The sequence below is a fragment of the Nonomuraea sp. NPDC048882 genome, assembly GCF_040649755.1.
GTDB lineage: Bacteria > Actinomycetota > Actinomycetes > Streptosporangiales > Streptosporangiaceae > Nonomuraea > Nonomuraea maheshkhaliensis.
On sequence record NZ_JBEZGB010000002.1, the window covers coordinates 40,872 to 64,873 of the forward strand.

General features: G+C 70.2%; 23 protein-coding genes. 12 read left to right on the forward strand and 11 right to left on the reverse strand.

Features of this window, described 5'->3' with window-relative positions; genetic code table 11:
• Positions 1 to 15: 15 nt before the first annotated feature.
• Positions 16 to 855, reverse strand: a complete 840-nt coding sequence (gene fdhD, locus AB0C27_RS05295; RefSeq protein WP_357838168.1) for a formate dehydrogenase accessory sulfurtransferase FdhD — start codon at positions 853 to 855, stop codon at positions 16 to 18.
• Positions 856 to 1,162: 307 nt separating this feature from the next.
• Between fdhD and AB0C27_RS05300 the strand changes: the two genes are divergently transcribed.
• From AB0C27_RS05300 to AB0C27_RS05315, 4 genes are read left to right on the forward strand one after another with little or no spacing between them, the layout of a single operon-like run.
• Positions 1,163 to 1,657 carry a formate dehydrogenase subunit gamma gene (locus AB0C27_RS05300; RefSeq protein ID WP_357838170.1) on the forward strand — a complete coding sequence of 165 codons (495 nt, stop codon included), beginning with the start codon at positions 1,163 to 1,165 and terminating at the stop codon, positions 1,655 to 1,657.
• Positions 1,654 to 3,204 carry an NADH-quinone oxidoreductase subunit NuoF gene (locus AB0C27_RS05305; protein ID WP_357838173.1) on the forward strand — a complete coding sequence of 517 codons (1,551 nt, stop codon included), beginning with the start codon at positions 1,654 to 1,656 and terminating at the stop codon, positions 3,202 to 3,204. Before AB0C27_RS05300 ends, AB0C27_RS05305 begins: the two co-directional genes overlap by 4 nt.
• Positions 3,201 to 5,981: a formate dehydrogenase subunit alpha gene (fdhF, locus tag AB0C27_RS05310; RefSeq protein WP_357838176.1), complete on the forward strand. Its 2,781-nt coding sequence runs from the start codon at positions 3,201 to 3,203 to the stop codon at positions 5,979 to 5,981. The genes AB0C27_RS05305 and fdhF overlap by 4 nt, the downstream gene beginning before the upstream one ends.
• A 5-nt stretch (positions 5,982 to 5,986) precedes the next feature.
• On the forward strand, positions 5,987 to 6,205 hold the full coding sequence (locus AB0C27_RS05315) for a formate dehydrogenase subunit delta (RefSeq protein ID WP_357838179.1): 219 nt from the start codon (positions 5,987 to 5,989) through the stop codon (positions 6,203 to 6,205).
• A gap of 21 nt (positions 6,206 to 6,226) precedes the next feature.
• Here AB0C27_RS05315 and AB0C27_RS05320 read toward each other — a convergent pair whose 3' ends face one another.
• The 3 genes from AB0C27_RS05320 to AB0C27_RS05330 all read right to left on the reverse strand — a co-directional run bounded on the left by AB0C27_RS05320 (position 6,227) and on the right by AB0C27_RS05330 (position 8,280).
• Positions 6,227 to 6,823, reverse strand: coding sequence for a maleylpyruvate isomerase family mycothiol-dependent enzyme (locus AB0C27_RS05320; RefSeq protein WP_357838182.1), 597 nt, complete (start codon positions 6,821 to 6,823; stop codon positions 6,227 to 6,229).
• Positions 6,824 to 6,902: 79 nt separating this feature from the next.
• A complete protein-coding gene (locus AB0C27_RS05325; RefSeq protein ID WP_357838185.1) occupies positions 6,903 to 7,868 on the reverse strand; it encodes an RNA polymerase subunit sigma-70 in 966 nt (321 codons plus the stop codon).
• Positions 7,869 to 7,911: 43 nt separating this feature from the next.
• Positions 7,912 to 8,280 (reverse strand): MerR family transcriptional regulator, encoded by a 369-nt coding sequence (locus AB0C27_RS05330; protein ID WP_357838187.1) that lies wholly within the window; start codon positions 8,278 to 8,280, stop codon positions 7,912 to 7,914.
• Between AB0C27_RS05330 and AB0C27_RS05335 the strand changes: the two genes are divergently transcribed.
• On the forward strand, positions 8,240 to 8,767 hold the full coding sequence (locus tag AB0C27_RS05335; RefSeq protein WP_357838190.1) for a serine hydrolase: 528 nt from the start codon (positions 8,240 to 8,242) through the stop codon (positions 8,765 to 8,767). The genes AB0C27_RS05330 and AB0C27_RS05335 overlap by 41 nt on opposite strands.
• Positions 8,768 to 8,932: 165 nt before the next feature.
• Here the strand turns inward: AB0C27_RS05335 and rmuC are convergent, their stop codons facing one another.
• The 3 genes from rmuC to AB0C27_RS05350 all read right to left on the reverse strand — a co-directional run bounded on the left by rmuC (position 8,933) and on the right by AB0C27_RS05350 (position 14,362).
• The gene (gene rmuC / locus AB0C27_RS05340; protein WP_357838193.1) at positions 8,933 to 10,513 is read right to left on the reverse strand and encodes a DNA recombination protein RmuC; all 1,581 of its coding nucleotides are present in this window, start codon (positions 10,511 to 10,513) and stop codon (positions 8,933 to 8,935) included.
• 211 nt (positions 10,514 to 10,724) lie between these two features.
• Positions 10,725 to 12,845, reverse strand: coding sequence for a tetratricopeptide repeat protein (locus AB0C27_RS05345; protein ID WP_357838196.1), 2,121 nt, complete (start codon positions 12,843 to 12,845; stop codon positions 10,725 to 10,727).
• 116 nt (positions 12,846 to 12,961) lie between these two features.
• Positions 12,962 to 14,362, reverse strand: coding sequence for a hypothetical protein (locus AB0C27_RS05350; protein WP_357838199.1), 1,401 nt, complete (start codon positions 14,360 to 14,362; stop codon positions 12,962 to 12,964).
• Between the two features lie 156 nt (positions 14,363 to 14,518).
• Here AB0C27_RS05350 and AB0C27_RS05355 point away from each other — a divergent pair, with 156 nt between their 5' ends.
• Both AB0C27_RS05355 and AB0C27_RS05360 read left to right on the forward strand, forming a co-directional pair.
• Entirely contained in the window at positions 14,519 to 15,145 is a 627-nt protein-coding gene (locus tag AB0C27_RS05355) for a TetR family transcriptional regulator (protein ID WP_357838202.1), read from the forward strand.
• 109 nt (positions 15,146 to 15,254) lie between these two features.
• The gene (locus AB0C27_RS05360) at positions 15,255 to 15,719 is read left to right on the forward strand and encodes a DUF3592 domain-containing protein (RefSeq protein ID WP_357838205.1); all 465 of its coding nucleotides are present in this window, start codon (positions 15,255 to 15,257) and stop codon (positions 15,717 to 15,719) included.
• A gap of 48 nt (positions 15,720 to 15,767) precedes the next feature.
• On the opposite strand, the gene AB0C27_RS05365 is transcribed toward AB0C27_RS05360, so the two are convergent.
• A complete protein-coding gene (locus AB0C27_RS05365; RefSeq protein WP_357838207.1) occupies positions 15,768 to 16,403 on the reverse strand; it encodes a TetR/AcrR family transcriptional regulator in 636 nt (211 codons plus the stop codon).
• Positions 16,404 to 16,493: 90 nt separating this feature from the next.
• On the opposite strand from AB0C27_RS05365, the gene AB0C27_RS05370 reads away from it, so the two are divergent.
• Complete coding sequence (locus AB0C27_RS05370) at positions 16,494 to 17,198, forward strand: alpha/beta hydrolase (protein WP_357838210.1); 705 nt, start codon at positions 16,494 to 16,496, stop codon at positions 17,196 to 17,198.
• Here AB0C27_RS05370 and AB0C27_RS05375 read toward each other — a convergent pair.
• Genes AB0C27_RS05375 through AB0C27_RS05385 form a run of 3 tightly spaced genes read right to left on the reverse strand, consistent with a single transcriptional unit; the run spans position 17,185 to position 19,627 of the window.
• On the reverse strand, positions 17,185 to 18,282 hold the full coding sequence (locus AB0C27_RS05375) for a LacI family DNA-binding transcriptional regulator (protein WP_357838213.1): 1,098 nt from the start codon (positions 18,280 to 18,282) through the stop codon (positions 17,185 to 17,187). The genes AB0C27_RS05370 and AB0C27_RS05375 overlap by 14 nt on opposite strands.
• 41 nt (positions 18,283 to 18,323) lie before the next feature.
• Positions 18,324 to 18,659 carry a hypothetical protein gene (locus AB0C27_RS05380; protein WP_357838215.1) on the reverse strand — a complete coding sequence of 112 codons (336 nt, stop codon included), beginning with the start codon at positions 18,657 to 18,659 and terminating at the stop codon, positions 18,324 to 18,326.
• Positions 18,660 to 18,664: 5 nt separating this feature from the next.
• Entirely contained in the window at positions 18,665 to 19,627 is a 963-nt protein-coding gene (locus AB0C27_RS05385; protein WP_357838218.1) for a DUF6772 family protein, read from the reverse strand.
• Positions 19,628 to 20,142: 515 nt separating this feature from the next.
• On the opposite strand from AB0C27_RS05385, the gene nikB reads away from it, so the two are divergent.
• From nikB to AB0C27_RS05405, 4 genes are read left to right on the forward strand one after another with little or no spacing between them, the layout of a single operon-like run.
• Complete coding sequence (gene nikB, locus AB0C27_RS05390; protein WP_357838221.1) at positions 20,143 to 21,066, forward strand: nickel ABC transporter permease; 924 nt, start codon at positions 20,143 to 20,145, stop codon at positions 21,064 to 21,066.
• A gap of 2 nt (positions 21,067 to 21,068) precedes the next feature.
• Entirely contained in the window at positions 21,069 to 21,998 is a 930-nt protein-coding gene (locus AB0C27_RS05395; protein WP_357838224.1) for an ABC transporter permease, read from the forward strand.
• The gene (locus tag AB0C27_RS05400) at positions 21,998 to 23,002 is read left to right on the forward strand and encodes an ABC transporter ATP-binding protein (protein ID WP_357838227.1); all 1,005 of its coding nucleotides are present in this window, start codon (positions 21,998 to 22,000) and stop codon (positions 23,000 to 23,002) included. The genes AB0C27_RS05395 and AB0C27_RS05400 overlap by 1 nt, the downstream gene beginning before the upstream one ends.
• Entirely contained in the window at positions 22,986 to 23,999 is a 1,014-nt protein-coding gene (locus AB0C27_RS05405) for a dipeptide ABC transporter ATP-binding protein (protein WP_357838230.1), read from the forward strand. The genes AB0C27_RS05400 and AB0C27_RS05405 overlap by 17 nt, the downstream gene beginning before the upstream one ends.
• The last annotated feature ends 3 nt before the right edge of the window (positions 24,000 to 24,002 follow it).

Here is a 24,002-nt window from a genome sequence, read left to right on the forward strand (position 1 = left end):
GCCGTCACGGGGCCCCTATCCGGCGACCCGCTCCCCGCCCGCGTAGACGTTGCAGCGCTCACCGCGCAGGAAGCCCACCAGCGTGATGCCGAACTCCCTGGCCAGGTCGACCGCCAGCGACGACGGCGCCGACACCGCGCACACCGCCGGGATGCCCGCCGACAGGGCCTTCTGCATGATCTCGTAGCTGGCCCGGCCACTGACCATGAGCACGTGGTCCCTCAGCGGCAGCCGGCCGCTCATCGCCGCCCAGCCGACCAGCTTGTCCACGGCGTTGTGCCGGCCGACGTCCTCGCGCGCCGCCACGAGCGTCCCCGAGGCCGAGAACAGCCCGGCCGCGTGCAGGCCGCCCGTCTTGCCGAACCCGCTCTGCACGCCGCGCAACGCCTCGGGCAGCCCGTACAGCAGCTCGGCGGTGAGCGTCAGCTCTCCCCTGGGGAGGGGGCGGCAGCGGTCGTGCAGCGACTCCAGGCTGGCCGAGCCGCAGACGCCGCACGCGCTGGAGGTGAGGAAGTGGCGGTCGAGCGCGGGCAGGTCGGGGATGGGGCCCCTCAGGTGCACGGTCACCGTGTTGTAGCGGGCCTCGGGCGGGAGGTCGTCGTCGGTGCAGTACGCGATCGCGGCGACGTCCCCCGGCCCCGCCAGGCCCTCCCCGCTCATGAACCCGGCTGCCAGCTCGAAGTCGTGCCCCGGTGTCCGCATGGTGATGGCCGCCGTACGGCGCGAGCCGTCGGCGGCGGACATGCGGATCTCCAGCGGCTCCTCCGTGGCCAGGTCGTCGCGGCGGTCCCTGGCCGTCGCACCGGACAACTGCCTGATGCGGATCGGGGTCGTCGGACCAGGGCGCACCTTCACAGCGCTGTCCCGGCGGAGCGGGCCGGTCGGCGGCCGGCCGTGTCGCGAGAGATCCGCGGCTTCCTCATCTGACCATCGTCCCTCCTGCTCGCGACATGCGAACACCCGGCCATGAGATACCGCCTTCCTGCGGCCGATCAAGCACCGCACCGCCGCCGTTGTGGACCGGCGCCGACCGGCCGCGAACAGCAAGCCGCCGACCTGCGCTGATAGAAGCCGTCTATCGGCCGAGAGAAAGAAACGATTGGACGCCCGAGATGCGGATGCATGACCGTGCAGAGAGATCCCCCCGACCGAAAGGCTGGTCATGACGTCGTCGTCGGCGCAGTCTGTTGAAGATTCGGCGCAGTCTCTTGAAGATCACGTGCGCTCGGTCGTCGCGCGGCACCGTGACGACCGGGGCGCTCTGCTGCCCATCCTGCACAGCCTCATGGAAGAGCTGGGCCACATCGATCCGGCGGCGATCCCGTTCCTGGCTGACGAGTTGAATCTGTCAAGAGCCGACGTACACGGCGTGGTCACCTTTTATCACGACTTCCGGCAGACGCCGCCCGGCCGGACGAAGGTCCGGATCTGCCGGGCGGAGGCGTGCCAGGCGGTGGGCGGGGACGAGCTGGTCGAGCGGGCGAAGAGCCGGACCGGCGTCGGCCTCGGGGAGACCACACGGGACGGCGCGATCACGCTGGAGCAGGTCTTCTGCCTCGGCAACTGCGCGCTCGGCCCGTCCGTCCAGGTCGGCGACCGGCTGTACGGCCGGGTAGGGGCGCAGCAGCTCGATCGCCTCCTGGAGGGCGCCGCGTGACGAGCGAGCCGATGACCGTGTACGTCCCGCGCGACTCGGCCGCCCGTTCCGTCGGCGCCGACGAGGTCGCCGAGCGCATCGCCGAGGCGGCAGGGCCCGGGGTCCGGGTCGTGCGCAACGGCTCCCGTGGCATGTTGTGGCTCGAACCGCTGGTCGAGGTGGCGACGCAGGCCGGGCGGGTGGCGTACGGGCCGGTGCGCCCCGACGACGTGGACGACCTGCTCGCGGCGGGACTGCTGGACGGCGCCGAGCACCGGCTGCGCCTCGGTCCGACCGAGGAGATCCCGTGGCTGCGCGAGCAGACGCGCGTGACGTTCGCCCGGGTCGGCGTGGTGGACCCGCTCTCCCCCGACGACTACGTGGCCCACGGCGGGCTCGCCGGGCTGACCCGCGCGCTGTCCCTCACCCCTGAGCAGGTGGTGGCCGAGGTCACCGACTCGGGGCTGCGCGGGCGCGGCGGCGCCGGCTTCCCGGCCGGCATCAAGTGGAAGACCGTGCTCGGCGCCGCGTCGGAGCTCAAGTTCGTCTGCTGCAACGCCGACGAGGGCGACAGTGGCACCTTCGCCGACCGGATGCTGATGGAGGGCGACCCGTTCACCCTGATCGAGGGGATGGCCATCGCCGCCTGGGCGGTCGGGGCGAGCGAGGGGTACGTCTACATCCGCTCGGAGTACCCCGACGCGGTGGCGACGCTGCGTACGGCGATCGACGCCGCCTACGAGCGGGGCTGGCTCGGCAAGCGGGTCCTCGACCGCGACTTCAGTTTCGACCTGTTCGTCCGGGTGGGCGGCGGGGCGTACATCTGCGGCGAGGAGACCTCCATGCTGGAGAGCCTGGAGGGCAAGCGCGGCATGGTCCGCGCCAAGCCGCCGATCCCGGCCCTGGAGGGCCTGTTCGGCAAGCCCACCGTGGTCAACAACGTGCTCACCCTGGGCTCGGTGCCGATGATCATGGCCGCCGGCGCGGAGGCCTTCGCCGGGCTCGGGGTGGGCCGCTCGCGCGGCACCCAGGTCTTCCAGCTCGGCGGGAACATCGCCCGCGGCGGCATCGTGGAGACCGCCTTCGGCATCACCCTCGGCGAGCTGGTGGAGGGGTACGGCGGCGGCACCCGGTCGGGCCGGCCGGTACGGGCCGTGCAGGTCGGCGGGCCGCTCGGCGCGTACCTGCCGACGTCCAGATTCGACCTGCCCATGGACTACGAGGCGTTCGCGGCGGCGGACGCCATGGTCGGCCACGGCGGCGTGGTGGTGTTCGACGACACCGTGGACATGGCGGCGCAGGCCAGGTTCGCCATGGAGTTCTGCGCCGCCGAGTCGTGCGGCAAGTGCACCCCGTGCCGGATCGGCGCGGTGCGCGGCGTCGAGGTCATCGACCGCATCGTCGCGGGCCAGGAGCGAGGCCGCAACCTGAAGCTGCTCGACGACCTGTGCCACCTGATGACCGAGGGTTCCCTCTGCGCGATGGGCGGCCTGACACCGATGCCGGTGCAGAGTGCGCTCAACCACTTCCCCGGCGACTTCGGAGCGACGACGGAGGAACGGCGATGAGCCTGATCAAGGAGCAGGACTACGGCACTCCGGCGCGCTCGGGCGAGGCGACGGTGTCCGTGGAGATCGACGGCAAGCAGGTACTGGTCCCGGAGGGGACCTCGGTGATGCGCGCCGCGGCCGAGTGCGGCATCGACATCCCGAAACTGTGCGCGACCGACAGCCTGGAGCCCTTCGGCTCGTGCCGCATGTGCCTGGTCGACATCGACGGCCGCAAGGGCTCGCCGGCGTCGTGCACCACCCCGGTGGCCGACGGGATGAAGGTGCGCACCCAGACGCCGGAGCTGGCCGACCTGCGCCGCGGCGTCATGGAGCTGTACATCTCCGACCATCCGCTCGACTGCCTGACCTGTCCCGCGAACGGCGACTGCGAGCTGCAGGACGTGGCCGGGCAGGTCGGCCTGCGGGAGGTCCGCTACGGCTTCGACGGCGAGAACCACCTCGACCTGCCGACCGACAGCACCAACCCCTACTTCGACTTCGACGCGAGCAAGTGCATCGCCTGCTCGCGCTGCGTGCGTGCCTGCGGCGAGGTGCAGGGCACGTTCGCCCTGACCATCGAGGGGCGCGGGTTCGAGTCGAAGGTCGCGGCCGGGGCCGGCGGCACTTTCATGGAGTCCGACTGCGTCTCCTGCGGCGCCTGCGTACAGGCGTGCCCGACCTCCACGCTGCAGGAGCGGTCGGTGGTCGAGCTCGGCATGCCGAACCGCACCGTGCTCACCACCTGTGCCTACTGCGGCGTGGGCTGCTCGTTCAAGGCCGAGTTGCGTGGTGACGAGGTCGTGCGCATGGTGCCGTACAAGGACGGCAAGGCCAACGAGGGACACTCCTGCGTCAAGGGCCGCTTCGCCTTCGGCTACGCCTCTCACCCCGACCGGCAGCTCAAGCCGATGGTGCGCGAGCGGATCACCGACCCCTGGCGCGAGGTGGAGTGGGAGGAGGCCATCGGCCACGTCGCCGCCCGCATGCTGGAGATCCAGGCCAGGCACGGCGCCGGCGCGATCGGCGGCATCAGCTCCTCCCGGTGCACCAACGAGGAGGTGTACGTCGTCCAGAAGATGGTCCGCGCCGCCTTCGGCAACAACAACGTCGACACCTGCGCCCGCGTCTGCCACTCGCCGACCGGCTACGGACTCAAGCAGACGTACGGCACGTCGGCCGGCACCCAGGACTTCAAGTCCGTGGAGCAGGCCGACGTCATCCTGATCATCGGGGCGAACCCGACCGACGCCCACCCGGTGTTCGCCTCGCGGATCAAGCGCCGGCTGCGCCAGGGCGCCAAGCTCATCGTCGCCGACCCGCGCCGGATCGACCTGGTCCGCTCCCCGCACATCCAGGCCGAGCACCACCTCCAGGTGCGGCCGGGCACCAACGTGGCGCTGATCAACGCCATGAGCCACGTGGTGGTGACCGAGGGCCTGGTGGACCGGGAGTTCGTCGCGGAGCGCTGCGAGGACTTCGCCGCATGGGTGCGCTTCATCTCCGCCCCCGAGCACAGCCCCGAGGCGGTCGAGCCGATCACCGGCATCCCCGCCGCCGAGGTGCGGGCCGCGACCCGCCTGTACGCGAGCGCCCGCAACGCCACCATCATGTACGGCCTCGGCGTCACCGAGCACAGCCAGGGCTCCACCATGGTGATGGGCATGGCCAACCTGGCCATGGCCACCGGCAACATCGGCCGCGAGGGCGTCGGGGTCAACCCGCTACGCGGGCAGAACAACGTGCAGGGCTCGTGCGACATGGGCTCGTTCCCGCACGAACTGCCCGGCTACCGGCACGTCTCCGACGACGTGGTACGCGGCACGTTCGAGACGCTGTGGGGCCGGGTGCTGGACCCCGAGCCGGGCCTGCGCATCCCCAACATGTTCGACGCCGCGATCGACGGCACGTTCATGGGCCTGTTCGTGCAGGGCGAGGACATCGCCCAGTCCGACCCGAACACCAAGCACGTCACCGCCGCCCTGTCGGCGATGGAGCTGGTGGTCGTGCAGGACCTGTTCCTCAACGAGACCTCGAAGTTCGCGCACGTCTTCCTGCCGGGCACCTCGTTCCTGGAGAAGAACGGCACGTTCACCAACGCCGAGCGCCGGATCAACCGGGTCCGCCCGGTGATGGCGCCGAAGACCGGCAAGCACGAGTGGGAGATCGTCTGCGAGATCGCGCAGGCGATGGGCTACCCGATGAAGTACGACGACTCCGCGCAGATCATGGACGAGATCGCGATGACCACGCCCACCTTCTCGGGGGTGTCGTTCGCCAAGCTCGACGAGGTCGGCAGCGTCCAGTGGCCGTGCAACGACGCGGCGCCCGAGGGCACCCCGATCATGCACATCGACGGGTTCGTCCGCGGCAGGGGCCGGTTCGTGCTGACCGACTACGTGGCGACCCAGGAACGCAGCACCCGCAAGTTCCCGCTGATCCTGACGACCGGGCGCATCCTGTCGCAGTACAACGTGGGCGCCCAGACCCGGCGTACCGGCAACACCGCCTGGCATCCCGAGGACGTGCTGGAGATGCACCCGCACGACGCCGAGGTGCGCGGCATCCGCGACGGCGACACCGTCGCGCTGACCAGCCGGGTCGGGGAGACCGGCCTCCGGGTGAAGATCGACGACCGGATGCCGGTCGGGGTCGTCTACACGACCTTCCACCACCCGGTGACCGGCGCGAACGTCGTCACCACGGAGAACTCCGACTGGGCGACCAACTGTCCCGAGTACAAGGTGACCGCGGTGCAGGTGACGCTGAAGCACCCGGCCCCGGCGGGGATGGTGTGATCATCATGGCCAAGACGCAGACGCCACCGCACATCCGGATGGCGAACGAGATCGCCGTGCAGTTCAGGAACCGCGACCCGGCCTGGGCGGCCGAGCGGATCGCCGAGCACATCCGCGCCTTCTGGGATCCCCGGATGCGGTCCAGGCTGGTCACCGACGCCACCGACGACCGCCTGGACCAGCTCATCACGGCCGCCGCCGCCCTGCTGCCCCCGGTCTCCTGAGCCGGTCGTGAGCCGGGCTGGTCAGGGCCGCGGCGGCATCGGCCGTCGTCCTGAGACGGTCAGCAGGATCTCCTTGACCGGCAGGTCGACGGGCTCGCCCGTGCCCAGCCCGATGTCGGCGTCGGTGCCCCGCAGCTGCACCCCTGTCAGATCGATCCCGAAATAGGACAGGCTCCGGTCGTTCGCGCTTGCCAGCACGAGGGCGACGCGCTCGGCCGGAGGCGCCGGCAGCCCCAGCGGCTCGGTCATGTCGAGGCCGTGGATGACGTCGTGACTCAGCGCCCCGGCGAGCCCGCCGCCCGGCGGCCGCCACTCGTTGCTGAGGTTGGCGCGCAGGCAGGCGAGGAGGTCGGCGTCGGACATGCGGGTGGTGTCCTTGCGGGCGGTCCGGTCGGCGTACCGGTCGAAGGAGAAGCGCGCCGCCGCGAATCCGGCCACGAACCGGGGCAGACTCGTACGGAACGGCGCGGTCATGTGGGCGACGACTTCACGTACGCGCCACCCCTCACACAGGGACAGGCTCTCCCACCCCTTCGCGGGGAGCCCGGCGAGCAGCTGGGCCAGTCGTTCTCTCTCGGCGTGGATGTGCTGCTTGAGCTCTGCGTCGGTCGGTGCCATGAGGATCACCTTCAGGTCGTAGTGGAAATATCCCCCCTTGTACGACCGAAGGCGGCCGAACTCATCGCCTCCCTCCGCATCAAAGATCGTCAGGCAGGCCGAACTCCGCGAAACGGTCACCCCCGCCCAGGAACGTGACGATCTCGCCGATGCGCCCGTTCCGGAGTTCCAGCACCAGCAGGGCGAACGGCCGCAGCACCCCGTCCTCGTCCGGCCGATACTGACCGAGCGTCCAGCACCCGTTGGCCGGCTCGCCGGGAACCAGACGGTCGCCGGCACAGGCATCCGATGCCGCCAGCACCGCGCCGATCTGAGCCGCCCCGTCCAGCCACCACAGGAACGGCGGCATCCCCGACCGAGCATCGTGGGCCAGCACGGCAACGAGCTCGTGCACGTCATGCGTCTGGAACGCGGTGACGTACCGATGCAGAAGATCAAGCTGGCCCGCGTCGTCCAGCCGCGGACTGTCAGTGGGACGCGGCCGATGCTTCTCCAGCGTCGCCCGCGCCCGCTGCAGCGCGCTGTTCCCCGCTGCCACCGACGTCCCCATGACCTCGGCGGCCTCCACGGCGCTGAACCCGAGCACGTCCCGCAGCACCAGCGCGACCCGCTGACGCGGCGGCAGCCGCTGCAGAGCGGCGACGAAGGCCAGCCGCAGCGTCTCCCTCCGCGTCGCCAGGGCGGCCGGGTCGGCGCTCCCCATCAGCCGGGAATCCGCCATCGGCTCCACCCACCGCGCCGCCGGCAGCGGAACCCCGAGGCCGCCGCCGCTCGACGCGGGCCCCATGTCCCACGGCAGCGCCCGCCGCCGCGCGCTTCTGAGCAGGTCGAGGCAGACATTCGTGGCGATCTTGTGCACCCAGGTCGAGAGCGCCGCCCGCTCGGGGTCGTAGCCGTCGATGGCCCGCAGAGCACGCACCATCGTCTCCTGCACGGCGTCGTCGACCTCGCTCGCGGAACCGAGGACGCGGTAGCAGTATCCGGTCAACGGCCCCCGCAACGACTCCAGCATCGGCAGAACGTCGGATTCATCCCTGACAGCCACCCGCCCATCATGACCGTTTCCGGCAGCCGATGTGCCGGCCGGCTCAGTGGGCCCGCTGCTGGAGTTCGTCGAGGTAGTCGGTCATCGCGTCGCGGTTGCGGGTCAGGATGTCGATGCGTTCGGTGAGCCGGTCACGCTCCCGCTCCAGTACGGCCACCGTCTCCGGCAGGACGCCCTCGAAGACGATGGGGTCGCGGGGCGAGTCGAGGCAGGGGACGATCGCGAGGATGAGCCGGGTGGACAGGCCGGCCTTGAGCAGTTCGCGGATCTGCTGGACCCGGGCCAGGGTCGTCTCGCTGTAGTCGCGGTAGTTGTTCGGCCCCCGGGTCGAGGTGATCAGGCCCTTGGCCTCGTAGAAGCGTACCTGCCGGGTGGAGGCCCCGGCCCGTGCGGCCAGTTCGCCGATCCTCATCCCGCCGACGGCCGACCTCGACCTCTCCGCGCTCGACCCCGGCAGCGTCGCCCACCGGACCTTCACCGGGCCCGCGGCCGATGCGGCGGCGGCCAACACGCCGGCCTGGCGGGCCGCTGAGCTCGGCGCGGCCAACGGCCACGGCAACGCCCGGTCGGTGGCCCGGATCCTCGACTCGCACACACGACTCCTCAAACCGGCCACCCTCGACCTGATCTTCGCCGAGCAGTCGAACGGGCCCGACCTGGTCAACGGGCTGCACCTGCGGTGGGGCATCGGCTTCGCACTGCCGGACCGGCGGACCCTGCCGTGGCTGCCGGACGGCCGCATCGCGTTCTGGGGCGGGTGGGGCGGATCGATGGCGATCATGGACTTCGACCGGGGCGTGACGATCGCGTACGTGATGAACAACATGGTCGCCGACATCCTCGGCTCCGCCCGCTCCGCCGCCTACGTCCAGGCCGTCTACCAAGCGCTCGGCCGCTGAGCCGTACGGTCAGTGAAACCAGGCGTCCTCGCCGGTTGATCGTTCGCCGCGTTGCGGAGAGCCGTTAACAGCTTGCCGTCCACTGGCTCACCTCTCGGTCGCGCTCCCGGCCCATTTTCACACGAGCATCGCCACGAGGGCGTCCTCGTGGCGATGCTCCTTCGTTCAACCGGCGATCTGGTCTTCCGTGCCGGGTGGTGGCGGGATCGCCCGGACGCCGGTCGTGGCGTCGGCCGATTCGAGGAGTTCCGGGCTGCCGAGCGGTCGCGTGCTCTGCTCGGCCGCCTTGAGCTCGACCAGCCGGCTCTCCACGACCTTGAGCGTGTGGAACTTGCGTGCCGTCACCATGACCCGGCCCTCCATCGACCCGACCGTGTCGTTGTACGCCTTGACCGACCGGTCGAGCGACCTGCCCAGGGTGTTCAGGTGCCCGCCCATGACGGAAAGGCGCTCGTACAGTTCGCGGCCGAGTTCGTAGACCTGCTTGAGGTTGTCCTGGAGCGCCGCCTGGGTCCAGGCGAAGGCCACGGTGCGGAGCAGGGCGATGAGCGAGGTCGGCGTGGTGATCAGGACGCCCTTGGCGGAGGCGTATTCGAGCAGGGTCGGTTCCTGCTCCAGCGCCGGCTGCAGGAAGGCGTCGCTGGGCACGAAGAGCACGACGAACTCCGGTGAAGCGGCGATCTTCCGGAAGTACTCCTTGTTCCCGAGCGCGTCCACGTGGTGGCGCAGTTGCCGGGCGTGGTCGGCCCAGTGCCGGTCCGCGTCGGCCTCGTCGGTGGCCTCGATCGCGGACATGAACGCCGCCATCGGCACCTTGGCGTCCACGACGACGTGTTTGCCGCCCGACAGGTGGACCACCATGTCAGGCCGGAACGAGCTCTCGCTGTCGGCGACGTGCACCTGCGTGTCGAAGTCGCACCGTTCGACCAGGCCGGCCTGTTCCACGGCCCTCTTGAGGTGCATCTCGCCCCAGGACCCGCGCACCTGCGGCTTCTTGAGCGCCTCGACGAGCGCCCTGGTCTCCTTCCTGGTCCGCTGTCCCTCCTCGGTCAGGGTGGTCAGCTGCTGGCTCAGCGTGGCCTCGGCCGCGACACGGGTGGTGGAGAACTCCTTGAGCTGCCGGTCCATCTCGGCCAGCTGGGCGTGGACCGGCTTGCTGGCCGCGCTCAGGGTCGCCTCGGCCTTGGTCACCAGCTCGACCTGGGACTTCTGCAGCAGCTCGGTGGTCGCCGCGCGCAGCGTCTCCTCCAGGAGCCGGTTGTTGTCCGCGCGGGTCTGATCGAGCTCCTGCCGTACGGCCTGCACCGTCGCGGCCTGCTCCAGCAGCGCCTGCTTCTGCATGAGCAGCTCGGCCAGGTGCGTCTTCAGCTCGTGGATCTCCGTGCGGAGCACCGACTCCCTCGCCTTCAGTTCGGCGATCGAGAGCTCGGTGTCGCGGAGGCGACGACCGGTTTCCGCTCCCCGTGTCTGCTCCGTCTGAAGCTGCATGCGCAGCCGCTGCGCCTCGGCGCATTCCTGCTGGAGGCTTCTTCGCGTCGCCTCCAGCTCGGCGCCGAGCCGGCCGAGTCGCTCGTCCAGGGTCCTGCGTTCGGTCAGGGCGGTGGTGTGGGCCCGGCTCAGCTCGGCCAACTGCTTCTGCGCCCTTGCCCGTTCGGCCGCCGCGCGGCTGCGGGCAATCAGATAGGCGATCGTGGCGCTGATCAGGACGAGGGCGACCGTCAGGATGACGAAAGAGAAGGTCGTCATTTCAGCTCACCCGCTTTCCGTCGGTCCCCTGGTGCGGCGGGTTTTCATGGGCGTTGTGGCTGGTCATGCCGGGTCCTCTCGCGGGTGGACGTCGCGTCCGACGGGATTGCTGAGAGAACTGTGGCCAAGGGAACTTGATGAGCGCTGAATTCGCGCCGATAACCGTTCTTACCAACAGAAAGCGCCTGTGCCTCGATCTTCCCGGGGCGGCTCAGTCGGTGACGGCGCGGACCTCGTCCAGGAGGCCCGCGGCTCGTTCCTCGATGGGTCTGGTGCCGATGGTCCTGGCGATCTCCACGGCGGCCTCCAGCTGGGCGGCGGCCTCCGCGGTCCGGCCGGCCGCGTGGTAGAGCTCGCCAAGCGACGTCCGTACGCGGGCCTGGATGAGCCGGCTCTTCAGGCTCCGGGCGATGTCCACCGCCTGGGTCAGCACGACCTCGGCCTCCTCCAGCAGGCCCTGCCGCATGCTCGACTCCCCCAGGCCGTGCAGGGCCAGCGACTCGCCCACGCGGTCGCCGATCGTGCGGGCGCCGGCCAGGGTTCTGGTGAAGGCGTCGCGGGCCTCGCCGTACCGCTTCTCGCGCAGGTCGAGGCTGCCCAGCCAGTAGAGGGTCTGGGCGAGGCCGCGCGGGGTGTCCAGCGGCTCGTAGATCGCCAGGGCGGCCTCGAAGTTGGTCCTGGCGAGCTGGAGCCGGTCCTGGTCGAGGTGGATCTGCGCGATGTTGCGCAGGACGAACGCCTCCGTGCCGAGGTCGCCCGCCGCCCTCAGCTCCTCCAGGGCCTGCTCGTAGCGGCTCATGGCCTGGTCGAAGTGGCCCACGAAACGGTCGACCATGGCCAGGTACGTACGGGCGATGCCCTGCCCGTGCACGTCACCCGCTTCCTCGAACAGCTCCAAGGAGCGGTCGTAGTCGGCCCGCCCCAGGTCGTAGAGGGCCTTGTCCACGTGCAGCATCCCCCGCCGCTGGAGCACCGCCGCCATGCCGCGCACGTCGCCCGCCCGTTCGGCCGCCGCGTAGCCGGTCTCCAGCATCGTGTGCTGGTCGTCGAGATACTTCAACAGTGAGAAGAAGATCGCGGTCGTACAGGCCAGATCCCAGCAGAGGTCCTCGTGGCCGGCTCTCGCGGCCAGGTGGACCGCGTTGACGATGGTCAGCCGCTCGGTCTCGAACCACTCCACCGGATCGGCGACCAGCTCCCGCAGGTAATCGGCGGGCAGGCGCCGGCGTTTGGGGGAACCGCGGACGATCTGGTGCTCGCCGCCGTACAGGACGCTGTACGCCTGTCTGCTGACCGACAGCAGGCAGCTCAGCAGGCGTTCGACGGCGTCCCTGCGCACCTGGGCCGAGTCCTCGGCCTCGCCCATCTCCCGGGAGAACAGCCGGACCAGGTCGTGGAAGAGGTAGCGGGTCCGTCCGGCCGAGTCGGTCGCGGCGACCTGCAGCAACTGGGCGTCGACCAGGGTTTCGAGCAGCTTGTCCGCTTCCGGTACGTCCACGTCGAGCAGCGCGGCGGCCGCCCATGAGGCGAAGCCGGTGGCCTCGATCAGCCCCAGCCGCCGGAAGGCGCGCCGCTCGTCCGGCTCCAGGCCCTGGTAGCTGAGCGCGAACACGGCACGCACATGCAGCGACCCGTAGGCGAACTCGTCCAGTCTGCGCCGCTCGTCGCTGAGCAGCGACACCAGCGTGGTGGCGGTCCAGTGCCGCTTGACCGCGAGGCGGGCGCCGGCGATGCACAGGGCCAGCGGAAGGTAGCCGCACAGCGACGGCAACTCCTGGGTCGCGGCGGGATCGCGGGCCAGCCGCTCCTCGCCCACGATCCGTTCCAGCAGGGTCGCGGCCTGCGCCGGGCTCAGCACGTCGAGATCGACCTGCCGGGCGCCGGCCAGCGACCCCAGCGGCCTGCGGCTGGTGACGACGACGGCGCAGGACGGGCTGCCGGGGAGCACCGGCATGACGTGGGCCGTGTCGGCCGCGTTGTCCAGGATGATCAGGGCCCGGCGGTCGGCCATCTGCGTACGGAACAGCTCGGCCCGCTCGTCGAGCGTCGGCGGGATCGAGTCGCCGCCCACGCCCAGGATCCGCAGGAACCGGCTGAGCACTTCGCTCGGATCGACCGGCTCGGTCTGGGTCCCCGTGCCGTGCAGGTCCATGTAGAGCTGCCCGTCGGGGAACTCCGCCCGCAGCTCGTACGCCAGATGCAGGGCGAGCGCGGTCTTCCCGACGCCGCCCATGCCGGCGATGGCCACGATCGCCACGGTGTTCCTGCTCGTGTCGCACAAGTGGCGCCGCAGCTCCCGCCGGATCTCCTCGCGCCCGGTGTAGGCCGTCACGTCCGGCCTCCAGCACGATCGTCAGCGAGCCGGTCACCATGGAGGTCGCCGAGCCGGGGGGTGGTCAGCGGGGCGAGCACCCATAGGGCGCGGCGCCGGCTTTCTGAGCCGGGCATCTACCGCACCTCGTGCGCGTACAGGAGTTGTTCGAGCCGGGTGTTCTGTTCCTTGAGCATGGCCAGGGCTTGGCGTTCGAAGACGGCCCGTTCCGCCGGGTCCTCCGGCATCGGCGGGGCGATGTTGGGGTGCAGCCGGGACGTGCGCAGCCAGGTGTCGAGATCGTCGTTGCCGGCCCAGCGCAGCGCTTCGGCGTTCGCGGACAGGGCGAAGCGCAGCCAGTCCGCGTCCGTTCGTGGGTTCGGTGTGACGGGGCACAGGTCGTTCTTCACGGTGTCGTCCGGGTAGGTCGCCTCCACGTGCGCGATGAGGGCGGCGCTGAACACCGGCTGACACACCCGGACCGACTGCAGGGTGATGAGCCCGTCCTGGAAGATCGGGACGACGGGGAGTTGTCTGGTGGCGTCGGCGGTGCAGTCCACGTGCAGCACCCCAGGGCCGGTCGGAACGGCGCCGCCGTCGAGTTCGATCTCCGTTTCGGTGATGCGTTTCACCCGGCCGAGGCGGACGACGTTCCTGATCCGGCGTAGCTGCTCCAGCTCGGCCCGCGAGACGGTGGCGCAACGGAACGCCGTCGGCCGGTCGTCCGGGGAGATGCGCAGCAGGGTGCCGGCGGCGTTGAGCCGCTCGAAGAGGTCGGGCAGGGACTCGGCGCTCATGATGGCCTCGTGTTTGGCCATGTAGTCCCGCCCGATGTCCTCGGCACGGCGGAGGGGGATCGGCTGCACGGTGGCCCGGTCGATGAGCCAGGGCGCGCGAGGCATGATCCAGGTCAGGCGTTCGGGGTCGAGGCCCTGTTCCAGCAGCCAGAGGCAGGCGTCGATCCCGGTCTTGCCCGCGCCGACGACGACGTACCGCTCGCGGGGTTCGCGGACTGCGGGCAGCTCGTTCGGCGGCACCACCTGGATGGCGGCGGCGGTCGGGAACTCGGGCGGTCGCATGGCCGGGACGGTGACGCCCTGGTAGGTGGTGTCCACGATCTTCCTGCGTACGGTCACCTCGTACGCGTCGCCCGAGGTCGTCAGGTGGAACCGGCCGGCGCCGTCGTACTCGGCCATGGGGAAGTACGACACCCGGCCTGACGGCAGGAACGTCTGCCGCATGACCTGGTCGAAATAGCTGCACACCTCGCCGGCGCCGGCCAGTTCGTACAGCCCGGCGTTCAAGCCGGTCTGGTCGATCGTGTCGTCGCCGAGGGGACGAGAGTTCACGCCGTACATGGCCGACGGCTGGTGCAGCCGGACGTAGGGGTAGGCGACGGTCCAGTGGCCGCCCGGCTGGTGGTAGCGGTCGACCATCACCACGGTCGCGTCGGATTCGGTCAGCAGCGTGTCCACGAAGGCCATGGCCGTCGCGCCCGCACCGATCACGAGGTAGTCGGCCTCGATCGTGGTCGTCATCTCAGGCTCCCGCCCAATCTTTAGAGTGTTATTTTAGTTTGGGAGTCAACTCCCATAGTAGGAGATTACACCAAGATTTTGACGGGGGTCGTCGTGGACGCGGGGCGTACGATGACCGCTGCAGCTGTGGTCGTGCGTTGAGGAGTGAAACGCGACGTGGTGACGAGTGAACTGCCCGGAGACGGGTCGCCCGAAGGGCCCTGGGAGCGCAAGCGGGCTCGGACCAAGCAGGCGATCCAGCGGCACGCACTGCGGCTGTTCGGCGAGCAGGGCTATCACGCGACCACGGTGGAGCAGGTCGCGGCGGCCGCGGATCTCGCGCCGAGCACGGTCTTCCGCTATTTCCCCACCAAGCACGATCTGGTGGTGCTCGACGACGACCTGCTCATGATCAGGCCGTTCATCGAGGCTTTCCGCGCGCAGCCGCCGGAGCTGGGGGTGCTCGCCGCGCTGCACAACGCCGTACGCACCGCGTTCGACAAAACCGGCGCCTCTCGCCCTGAACACGTGGAGATCCAGGACCGGGCCCGGCTGGTGGTGACCATTCCCGAGGTGTGGGCGGCGAACATGGACAGCCTGGCCTCCAGCATGAGCGGGATGGCCGAGCTGTTCGCCGAACGGGCCGGACGCGACGCCGGCGACCCGGAGATTCTCAGCCTCACCAGGATGCTGTGCGGAGCCATGACGATGGCGTGGCTCGCCGCCCGCAGCGGCGCCGCGCTCGATCTGCCCGCCGTGCTGGAGGACACGGTCGCCCGCCTGCGGACCGGCTTCAGCCTATGACCGCGCGTACGTGCCCGCCGCGTCCGGCACGCATCCTGTAGGACAGACTCGTCCCATGCATCCTGAAGGACAGACTCGTCCCATGCATCCTGAAGGACAGACTCGTCCCATGCATAACGAACGGCTCATCACACGCGTCGGCGGACTGTTCGCTCTGATCGGCCTGGTTCTGCTGTGCGTCACCATCGCGCTGGCCGCCTCCACGGCGAGTTTCCTGGCCTCGGCGCAGCGAACGGACGGGACCGTGGTCGAGCTGACCGCACGCACCAGCACGACCCGGGATTCCGACGGTCGTCATCGCCGCAGCACCACGTGGCACCCGACCGTCACGTTCACCGCCGCGGGCAGGCAGTACTCGTTCGAGAGCTCCACGGGCAGCAACCCGCCGGCCTACGCGGAAGGCGAAGCCGTACCCGTCGCCTACGACCCGGCTGATCCGCGCGACGCCCGGATCTCCTCGTTCTGGTCGGCCTTCCTCGGCCCGCTGATCACCGGCGGCCTGGGCGTGGTGTTCACGCCGCTCGGTCTGCTCCTTTTCGTGCGCGGACGGCGGATCGCCCGGCAGCGAGCCTGACCGTGGCCGCGGCACGACGAGTCGTCGGCTCGTCGCGGCAGCGGGGGGCTAGGTGTCCGAGCCGTTCAGCAGGGCGTGGTGGAGTGAGTCGCGCAGCCATCGCTCGGCCTTCTCCAGCGACCAGCCGTTGTCGTCGGTCAAGGTGAAGTAGGCGTTGTTGTTCAGGTAGAACCAGAGCGTCTCCGCGGCTTCTTCCGCGTCGGTGCCCGGTCGCAGGGCGCCCAGTTCGGCCAGGCGCCGGGCGGTGCGGGTGAGGCCGTCGCGGAGGCTGGCCTGCGCGGTCCGCAGCGCCTGGGCGGCGCCGGCGTCGTGCGGAGCGGTGTCGGCGACCACCCGCATCAGGTCGCGGGAGCGTTCGAAGCGGACCCGGGTGGCGTTGACGATGAAGCCCAGCAGCTCGCCCGCGTCCGTCGCGGCGGCGATGTGGGCGTGGACCTCCGCCACGTCCGGCGCGGTCGTCCTGGCCTCGATGATCGCCTTGAGCAGGCCCTGCTTGCCGCCGCCCACCGCGTACACCGTGGCCGGCGCGACCCGGGCGGCGGCGGCGATGTCGTCCACGGTGGTCGCGAAGTAGCCCTTGGCGCCGAACAACTCGCGCGCGGCGTCGTGGATCGCCCGGCGGGTCGCCGCGGCGTACTCGGCCCGCCTGCTCTCTCCCGCGTTCTTCGATGACCTGGTCGGCACGGGAGGCATGCTACTCGCTCTGTTGATCAGAGTTAGACTCTGATCAACAGAGCATCTCCCTATTCAGCGGATACGGGCTTGGAGTCGCAGGTGAACTACGTTTTCGTTCCGGGGGCCTGGCACGGCGGTTGGTCGTGGCATCCGGTGGCCCAGCGGGTGGCCGAGGCCGGTCACCAGGGCATCGCGCTGACCATGCCCGGCCTCTCGGCGGGTGACGGCGCGGGCGAGCCGCGGCTGGCCGACGCGGTGACGTACCTGGTCGAGGAGGTCGAGCGCCGCGACCTCACCGACGTCGTGCTGGTCGGCCACAGCTGGGGCGGCATCCCGATCGCCGGCGCCGTGCCGCGGCTGCGCGGCCGCCTGCGCGGGATCGTCTTCGTCAGCGCGTTCGTCCCGCGCGCCGGTGAGTCGATGGCCGACGCGATGGGCCCGGAGGTGGGTGCCTTCCTCCGCGCGACGATCGAAGCGTCACCTGACCACACCGTCTCCGTGGACTTCGAGTCGTTCCGCCGGTCCCTCATGCCGGACGAGCCGGAGAACGTGCAGCGGCTCGTGCACGACCTGCTGGTCCCGCAGCCCGGGAACTACATGCTCGACGCCCTCGACACCGTGGACTTCACGGGCCTGCCGATCGCCTACCTCCTCGCCGAGGGGGACCAGGCGCTGGCCGCGCCCGGCGCCGAACTCGCCGCCCGCGTCGGCGTCGAGCCGGTGCTCCTGCCCGGCACCCACGAGACGATCCTCACCCACCCGGACGAGGTGGCGAAGGCGCTGCTCGCGTTCACGCTGGACTAGCGTCACCGGCCTGCCCGCGGCGCTCCGCGCGAGAGGCCCCGGCGGTCGAGTCGCGTTCCACCAGCGTGGGGGCGATCAGCTGCTTCAGCGGACGGGCGCTCCGCCCGCCCGCGATCTCCTCAAGCAGCAGGTCGGCCGCGATCTCGCCGACCTCCTCCGCGGGCAGCCGGACCGTGGTCAGCGACGGCGACAGGAACGCCGAGAACGGGTGGTCGCCGAAGCCGATCACCATCAGGTCGTCCGGCACCTTGAGCCCGTGCTCCGCCAGCGCGCGATACAGGCCGAGGGCGAAGTAGTCGTTGCCGACCACGACCGCGTCCGGCAGCCTGGCCCGGCGCAACATGCGGCGGGCCACCTGGTACGCCTGCTGCGGCTGCCACGGCAGGGCGGCCTGGTCGTGGCGGCGGGTGGGCACCCGTATGACGCTGCCGCGCGGCATGGCGAGACCGGCCTCGGTCATGGCGCGGCGGTAACCGGCGATCCGGTCGGCGATGGTGGTGATCGGCAGGTCCTCCTCCAGCACCACGATCGAGCGGGCGCCGCGGGAGATCGCGTGCGCGGTGGCGCGATAGCCGCCGAGCTCGTTGTCGGTGCCGACGAAGCGGTAACCCAGGTCGGGCAGGTCCCGGTTGAGCAGCACGGTGGGCACGCCGACCGCGCCGAGCCGCCGCCACGGATCGGCGCTCGCCTGCACCGGTACGACGATCGCCCCGCTCACCGACGACCGCAGCAGCGACTCCGCGGCCCGCGCCTCGTTCTCCGCCGATTCGTCGGTCACCGTCAGCAGCAGCGAATAGTCGTGCGCCCTGGCGCGTAATTCGATGCTGGAGATCAGCTGCGCGTAGAACGGGTTCGACGGATTGGTGATGACCAGCCCGAAGGTCATCGCCGAGCCCGTCACGAGCGACCTGGCCATGGAGTTCGGCACGTAACCGACCCGCTCCGCCTCCGCCCGTACCAGCGCCCTGGTCTTCTCCCCGATGCCGTCCTTTCCCGAGAGGGCACGCGAAACGGTGTTGACCGACAGGTTCAACGCCGCGGCGATGTCCCGCAGTGTGTGACGCCGGCCCCCGGCCCTGCGCATGCCCTTCTCCCGCTCGCTCCCGTGCCTTTTCCCGGTCGCGCTCAGCTCTTGGCGGTGAGATAGATGCGCAGTTTCGCCGACGGATTTCCGCCCGTCACCGTGCCGCGCAGCCGCAGCCATTGGCCGAAATGCTCGACCGGCCAGGTCACCAGGCCGGGGCCGGTGACGACGTGCTCGTGGCCGTCGAGGTCGCACCAGGTCAATCCGTCGGGCGAGATCTGGGTGACCAGCCGCACCGCGACGTCGTCACCGGACGCGGAAAGGGTGTGCACGAACCAGCGCGCCTCACCGGCCCACGCCACCTCGTACGGTTCCGTCGCGAAATCGGAGTCGAACGTCGTGTCCCGTTCGAGAACCGCCGTCTGCACCTGCCGCATGAACGTCACCACTCCGTGGAAATGAGTACCGAATCGAGGAACAGGAAATTGCGCACCGACGAATGGGTGCGCACCGAGAAGTAGAAGTTCAGCAGGTTCTCCAGCGAGTCGTAGCGCTCCTTGTACGGCGGCACCGGAATCGCGGACATGTCCATCACCCGGTCGTTGATCTGCAATTCGACGTTGCGCCGGGCGCCGGTGTCGATGACCCAGCGCAGGTAGTGCCAGTTGACCTTCGTCGGCACCTCGTTGTAGCAGAGCTCCTGCGGCTCGCCGAACGGCTGCCAGTCCTCGGGGTTGGGCGCGGTGAAGTCGGCCCCGTAGGCCAGTTTGACCTTGCCCTCAAGGTGCTCGCGCGGCGTCGGCTCCGGCACGGTCGGGTAGACCCACTGCCGCGACAGCGTGTTGTCCAGCGTGGTGTTCAGGTAGCGAGCCACCGTGTGATAGCGCAGGCCGCCGTCGCCGCACAGGTCGGTCGCCACGGTGAAGCAGCCGAACTGCGCCTCCGACGGGTGCAGGTTGCCGTCCCAGGTGACATCGCCGAACTGGTCGCCCGCGCTGCCGTCGATGGTCGCCTCGGCCTTGAAGGTGAAGTACGCCTCGATCTGCAGCAGGCCGCGCCCGCTCATGGTGAGCCGCCTGATGGCGGTGGCGGTGTGGCCCTCGTAGGGCCGGGTGGCCAGTTTGAGCGCGTACGAGCCGGTCATCGCGCCGTGGCTGCCGATGTCGAAGAACGAGCAGTTGGACAGCTGCGGCGGCCGGAAGTCGCGCATGTGGTCGTCGACCGTGGACAGGTCGCCGTTGCCGTTGTAGTTGCCCAGCAGCTCGGTCCAGCCATGGGCGCCGGAGTTGAAGTCGTCGTAGGTCAGAATGCGCCGAAGCGGGGAGAACTTCGACAGCCTCGGGTCCGCCGACAAAATCGCGGCGCGAAGTTCTGCGGCCAGGTCTGGCCGCTCCGTCATGGTCATGCCGGAGGCTCCTGGGAGATGTTGAGGCCATTCGGAATGGCGAAGGTCCACGCCCGGCCGATCGACCGGAGCGGATCACACGGTTGCTCGGACATTAACGTTCATGCTGGACGGACGTCAACCGTGCCGACGACCGCCGCCGATCCTCCTCACGTCCCGCCAGACTCCATCGTGATTCTCATTTAGGCAGGTCACAGGCATAGTAGAGAGATCATCGAGCCCGCCGACAGGCAGAAGAGACGAGCCGGACCCTTGACGATCAGAGTCCTCGGTCCTAGCATCAGCCACCAATCGCATTAACGTTAATGTTTGCGAGCCGGTCATCCTGCCGCTCCCCTGCGGCCGACGGCTCGCCGCCTCTGTGGACCACCCTCCAGAAGTCCGGCCGGCTCCGCGGGCCGGGCCATCCCCCACCCTCAAGCCGTCACCGCCAGACGCCTGCCGCGTCATGGCTCACCCAGGAGTTGCCTGGCGATGCTGAAACGGGACGCCGACCGACCGCGATCGGACCGGCCATGACCGCGTACTTCATCCGGCGCGCGCTGTTCGCCGTCTTCGTGCTGTGGGGCGCCGTGACCATTGTGTTCCTGGTGCTCCGGCTGGTTCCCGGCGATCCGGCCCAGCTCATCCTCGGCTCCGACGCCACCCAGGCCGAGATCGCCCAGTTACGCGAGCAGATGGGGCTGAACCGGCCCTTGGCGGTGCAGTACGGGATCTATCTCGGCGACGTGGCCCGCTTCGACTTCGGCGACTCCTACCGCTACCACAGTGACGCCATGGGCCTGGTGACGGAGAAGTTCCCGCTCACCCTGCAACTGGCGGTCGTGGCGATGCTGATCGGCCTGGTGCTCGGCATCGCGCTCGGCGTGGTCGGCGCGCTGCGGGTGAACCGCCTGGCCGACCGGGTGGTCTCGGTGTTCGCGCTGCTCTCCCAGTCCATGCCGTCGTTCTGGATCGGGATCATGTTCATCCTGGTCTTCGCCAGACAGCTGCACGTGTTGGCCAGCGGCGGGTACGGCGGCCTCGACCGGCTGATCCTGCCGGGCGTCACGCTCGCGCTGCCACTGGTCGCGGTGCTGATCCGGCTGACCCGCAGCGGCCTGCTCGACGTCGTGCACGAGAACTACGTCCAGACCGCGCGGGCCAAGGGCCTGCCGGAGCGGCTGGTCATCTCCCAGCACGCCATCCGCAACGCGCTGATCCCGATCGTCACGGTGGCCGGGCTCGAATTCGGCAAGCTGCTCGGCGGCGCGGTCATCGTGGAGACGGTCTTCTCCTGGCCCGGCGTCGGACGGCTGCTCATCGACTCCATCTCGGCCCGCGACTACAACGTGGTGCAGGCCGCGATCCTGCTGATCGCCGGCGGCTTCGTCCTGATCAACCTGGTCGTGGACGTCCTGTACGGCTACCTCGATCCGCGCATTCGGCTGGGACGGTGACCATGGACAGGTCGACCGGGCAGGTTCTGCCCCAGAACGCCCCGCTCCCCGGCGAGAACCCCGCCGGCGACGCCCGCCCGGCGGCGGGCCGAAGCCGGGTCAGGATCGGGCGGCTGCGCATCATCGTCTCGCTGGCGGTGGTCGCCCTCTACGTGGTCGCCGCGGTGGTCGGCCCGATGGTGCTGGAGTTCAACGCGGTCGCCACCGACCTCGGCTCCCGGCTGAAACCGCCCGGCTTCGTCCTGCCGGACGGGCACACCGCGATCTTCGGCACCGACCAGGTCGGGCAGGACGTGTTCGCCCAGATGTTGCAGGGCGCCCGGGTGTCGATCACCGTCGGCGTGGCGACCCTGGTCCTGGCCGGCGTCATCGGCGTCGCGGCCGGCGTCGCCGCCGGGTACTTCGGCGGCTGGCTCGACATGGTGCTGATGCGGCTGGCCGACATCCAGCTCACCTTCCCGTCGATCCTGCTGGCCATCTTCATCGCCTCGATCCTCGGGCCCAGCGTGGTGAACGTCGTCATCGTCCTGTCCATCTCCAACTGGGTGACGTTCGCCCGGGTCACCCGCAGCCAGGTGCTCGGGCTCAAGAGCCGCGACTTCGTCGACGCCACCCGCACTCTCGGCGCGCGGACCTGGCACCTGGTGACGCGCAGCATCCTGCCGTCGGTGACGGCGCCGATCCTGGTGGTCGCGACGGTGGAGCTGGGCCACGTGATCCTGGCCGAGGCGTCGCTGAGCTTTCTCGGCCTCGGCACCCCGGCCAGCACGCCGAGCTGGGGGCTGACCATCGCCAACGGCCGCGACTACCTGTCCAACGCGTGGTGGATCTCCACGATCCCCGGCATCGGCCTGGCCGTCCTGGTGATCAGTTTCGGCGTGCTGGGCGACGCGCTGCGCGACCGCTTCGACCCGCGGCTGAGGAGCATGTGATGGACGACCCACTGCTGTCGGTGCAGGACCTGACGGTACGCTTCCGCACCCGGGCGGGCACCGTCACCGCCGTCGACCGGGTGAGCTTCGACCTGGCCGAAGGGGAGACCCTGGCCATCCTGGGTGAGACCGGCAGCGGCAAGAGCGTCACCGCCCAGGCCCTGATGGGGCTGGTCCCGCGGCCGGCGGGCGAGGTGACCGGCGGCCGGATCGTCTACGCCGGCACCGATCTGCTGACCCGCCCGCGCGCCGACCGCCGCCGGCTCAACGGGACCGACCTGGCGATGGTCTTCCAGGACCCGCTCAGCTCGCTCAACCCGGTGTTCCGGGTCGGCGCGCAGATCGGCGAGCTGTTCCGGCGCCGGCGCGGCGCCTCCCGTGCCGAGGCGCGGCGCCGGGCGATCGAGCTGATGGACCGGGTCGGCATCCCGGCGGCGGAGCGCAGGGTGGACGACTATCCGCACCAGTTCTCCGGCGGCATGCGGCAGCGCGTGATGATCGCGATGGCCATCGCCCTGCAGCCGCGCGTGCTCATCGCGGACGAGCCCACGACCGCGCTGGACGTCACGGTCCAGGCGCAGGTCATGGCGCTGCTCGCCGAGCTCAAGGCGGAGCACCGCATGGCGATGATCCTCATCAGCCACGACCTGGGCGTGGTGGCCGGCGTCGCCGACCGGGTCATGCTCATGTACGCGGGCCGCGTGGTGGAGACCGGCGGGCTGCGCGAGGTCTACGAGACGACCGGGCATCCGTACACACGCGGGCTGATGGCCTCGATCCCGGCGCTGGACGGGCCGCGCGAACGGCTGACGCCCATCAAGGGCTCGCCGCCTGACCTCACCCGGCTGTCCGCGAGCTGCCCGTTCCAGCCCCGGTGCGACTTCGCCACCGACGTCTGTGACGCCGAGCGGCCGGAGCTCGTCCGGGTGCCCGGCCGGCCCGAGTCGCACCGCGCCGCCTGTCACCACGCGAAGGAGGTCGCCGCCGATGTCGTCCCCGGCTGACCCGCTCCTGTCCGTACGAGATCTGCACACCAGCTTCCCGATCCGCTCCAGCGTGCTGCGGCGCAGGACGGGAGCCGTTCAGGCCGTCTCGGGCGTCTCGTTCGACCTGCCCGCGGGCCGCACGCTGGGCCTGGTCGGCGAGTCCGGCTCGGGCAAGACCACGCTCGCCCGGACCGTCATCGGCCTGGAGCCGCCGGAGTCAGGCCAGGTGCTCTTCGAGGGCCGGGACCTGCTCACCCTGCCCCCTGCCGAGCTGCGGCAGGCGCGCCGGCAGATCCAGATGATCTTCCAGGACCCGTACGCGTCGCTCAACCCCCGGCTCACCGTCGAACAGATCATCAGCGAGGCGTGGCTGATCAACCCCGGGGTGGTGCCCCGCGACCGGTGGGCCGCCGAGGTGAAGGACCTGCTGGACCGGGTCGGGCTGAACCCGGACCACGCCGACCGGTACCCGCACCAGTTCTCCGGCGGACAGCGCCAGCGGGTCGGCGTCGCCAGGGCCCTGGCGCTGCGGCCCCGGCTGGTGATCTGCGACGAGGCGGTGTCGGCGCTGGACGTCTCGGTGCAGGCGCAGGTGCTGAACCTGCTCGTCGATCTGCAGCGGGAGCTCGGGCTCGGCTTCCTGTTCATCGCCCACGACCTGTCCGTGGTGCGGCACATCAGTGACGAGGTGGCGGTGATGTACCTCGGCAAGGTCGTGGAGAGGGGGACGACGGCGCAGATCTTCGCCGCTCCGGTGCATCCGTACACGCAGGCGTTGTTGTCGGCGGTGCCGGTGCCCCGCCCCTGGGCCGCGCCGCCGCGGCGGCAGATCCTCCTCAAAGGTGACATTCCATCGCCGGTGTCGCCGCCGTCCGGGTGCCGGTTCCGTACCCGGTGCTGGAAGGCGCAGGAACGGTGCGCCACGGAGGAGCCGGCGCTGGTCGATCGGCTGGGCGATCATCCTGCCGCCTGTCACTTCCCCGAACTGCCGGTCGCCCCGGCGGGTGCGCGATGAGCG

Coding starts and splice junctions, on each gene's coding strand:
- AB0C27_RS05360 (WP_357838205.1), top strand. CDS start 15,255: ATGCATAACGAACGGCTCATCACACGCGTCGGCGGACTGTTCGCTCTG.
- AB0C27_RS05395 (WP_357838224.1), top strand. CDS start 21,069: ATGGACAGGTCGACCGGGCAGGTTCTGCCCCAGAACGCCCCGCTCCCC.
- AB0C27_RS05315 (WP_357838179.1), top strand. CDS start 5,987: ATGGCCAAGACGCAGACGCCACCGCACATCCGGATGGCGAACGAGATC.
- AB0C27_RS05400 (WP_357838227.1), top strand. CDS start 21,998: ATGGACGACCCACTGCTGTCGGTGCAGGACCTGACGGTACGCTTCCGC.
- AB0C27_RS05380 (WP_357838215.1), bottom strand. CDS start 18,659: ATGCGGCAGGTGCAGACGGCGGTTCTCGAACGGGACACGACGTTCGAC.
- nikB (WP_357838221.1), top strand. CDS start 20,143: ATGACCGCGTACTTCATCCGGCGCGCGCTGTTCGCCGTCTTCGTGCTG.
- AB0C27_RS05385 (WP_357838218.1), bottom strand. CDS start 19,627: ATGACCATGACGGAGCGGCCAGACCTGGCCGCAGAACTTCGCGCCGCG.
- AB0C27_RS05350 (WP_357838199.1), bottom strand. CDS start 14,362: ATGACGACCACGATCGAGGCCGACTACCTCGTGATCGGTGCGGGCGCG.
- fdhF (WP_357838176.1), top strand. CDS start 3,201: ATGAGCCTGATCAAGGAGCAGGACTACGGCACTCCGGCGCGCTCGGGC.
- AB0C27_RS05300 (WP_357838170.1), top strand. CDS start 1,163: ATGACGTCGTCGTCGGCGCAGTCTGTTGAAGATTCGGCGCAGTCTCTT.
- rmuC (WP_357838193.1), bottom strand. CDS start 10,513: ATGACGACCTTCTCTTTCGTCATCCTGACGGTCGCCCTCGTCCTGATC.
- AB0C27_RS05375 (WP_357838213.1), bottom strand. CDS start 18,282: ATGCGCAGGGCCGGGGGCCGGCGTCACACACTGCGGGACATCGCCGCG.
- AB0C27_RS05330 (WP_357838187.1), bottom strand. CDS start 8,280: ATGAGGATCGGCGAACTGGCCGCACGGGCCGGGGCCTCCACCCGGCAG.
- AB0C27_RS05320 (WP_357838182.1), bottom strand. CDS start 6,823: ATGGCACCGACCGACGCAGAGCTCAAGCAGCACATCCACGCCGAGAGA.
- AB0C27_RS05405 (WP_357838230.1), top strand. CDS start 22,986: ATGTCGTCCCCGGCTGACCCGCTCCTGTCCGTACGAGATCTGCACACC.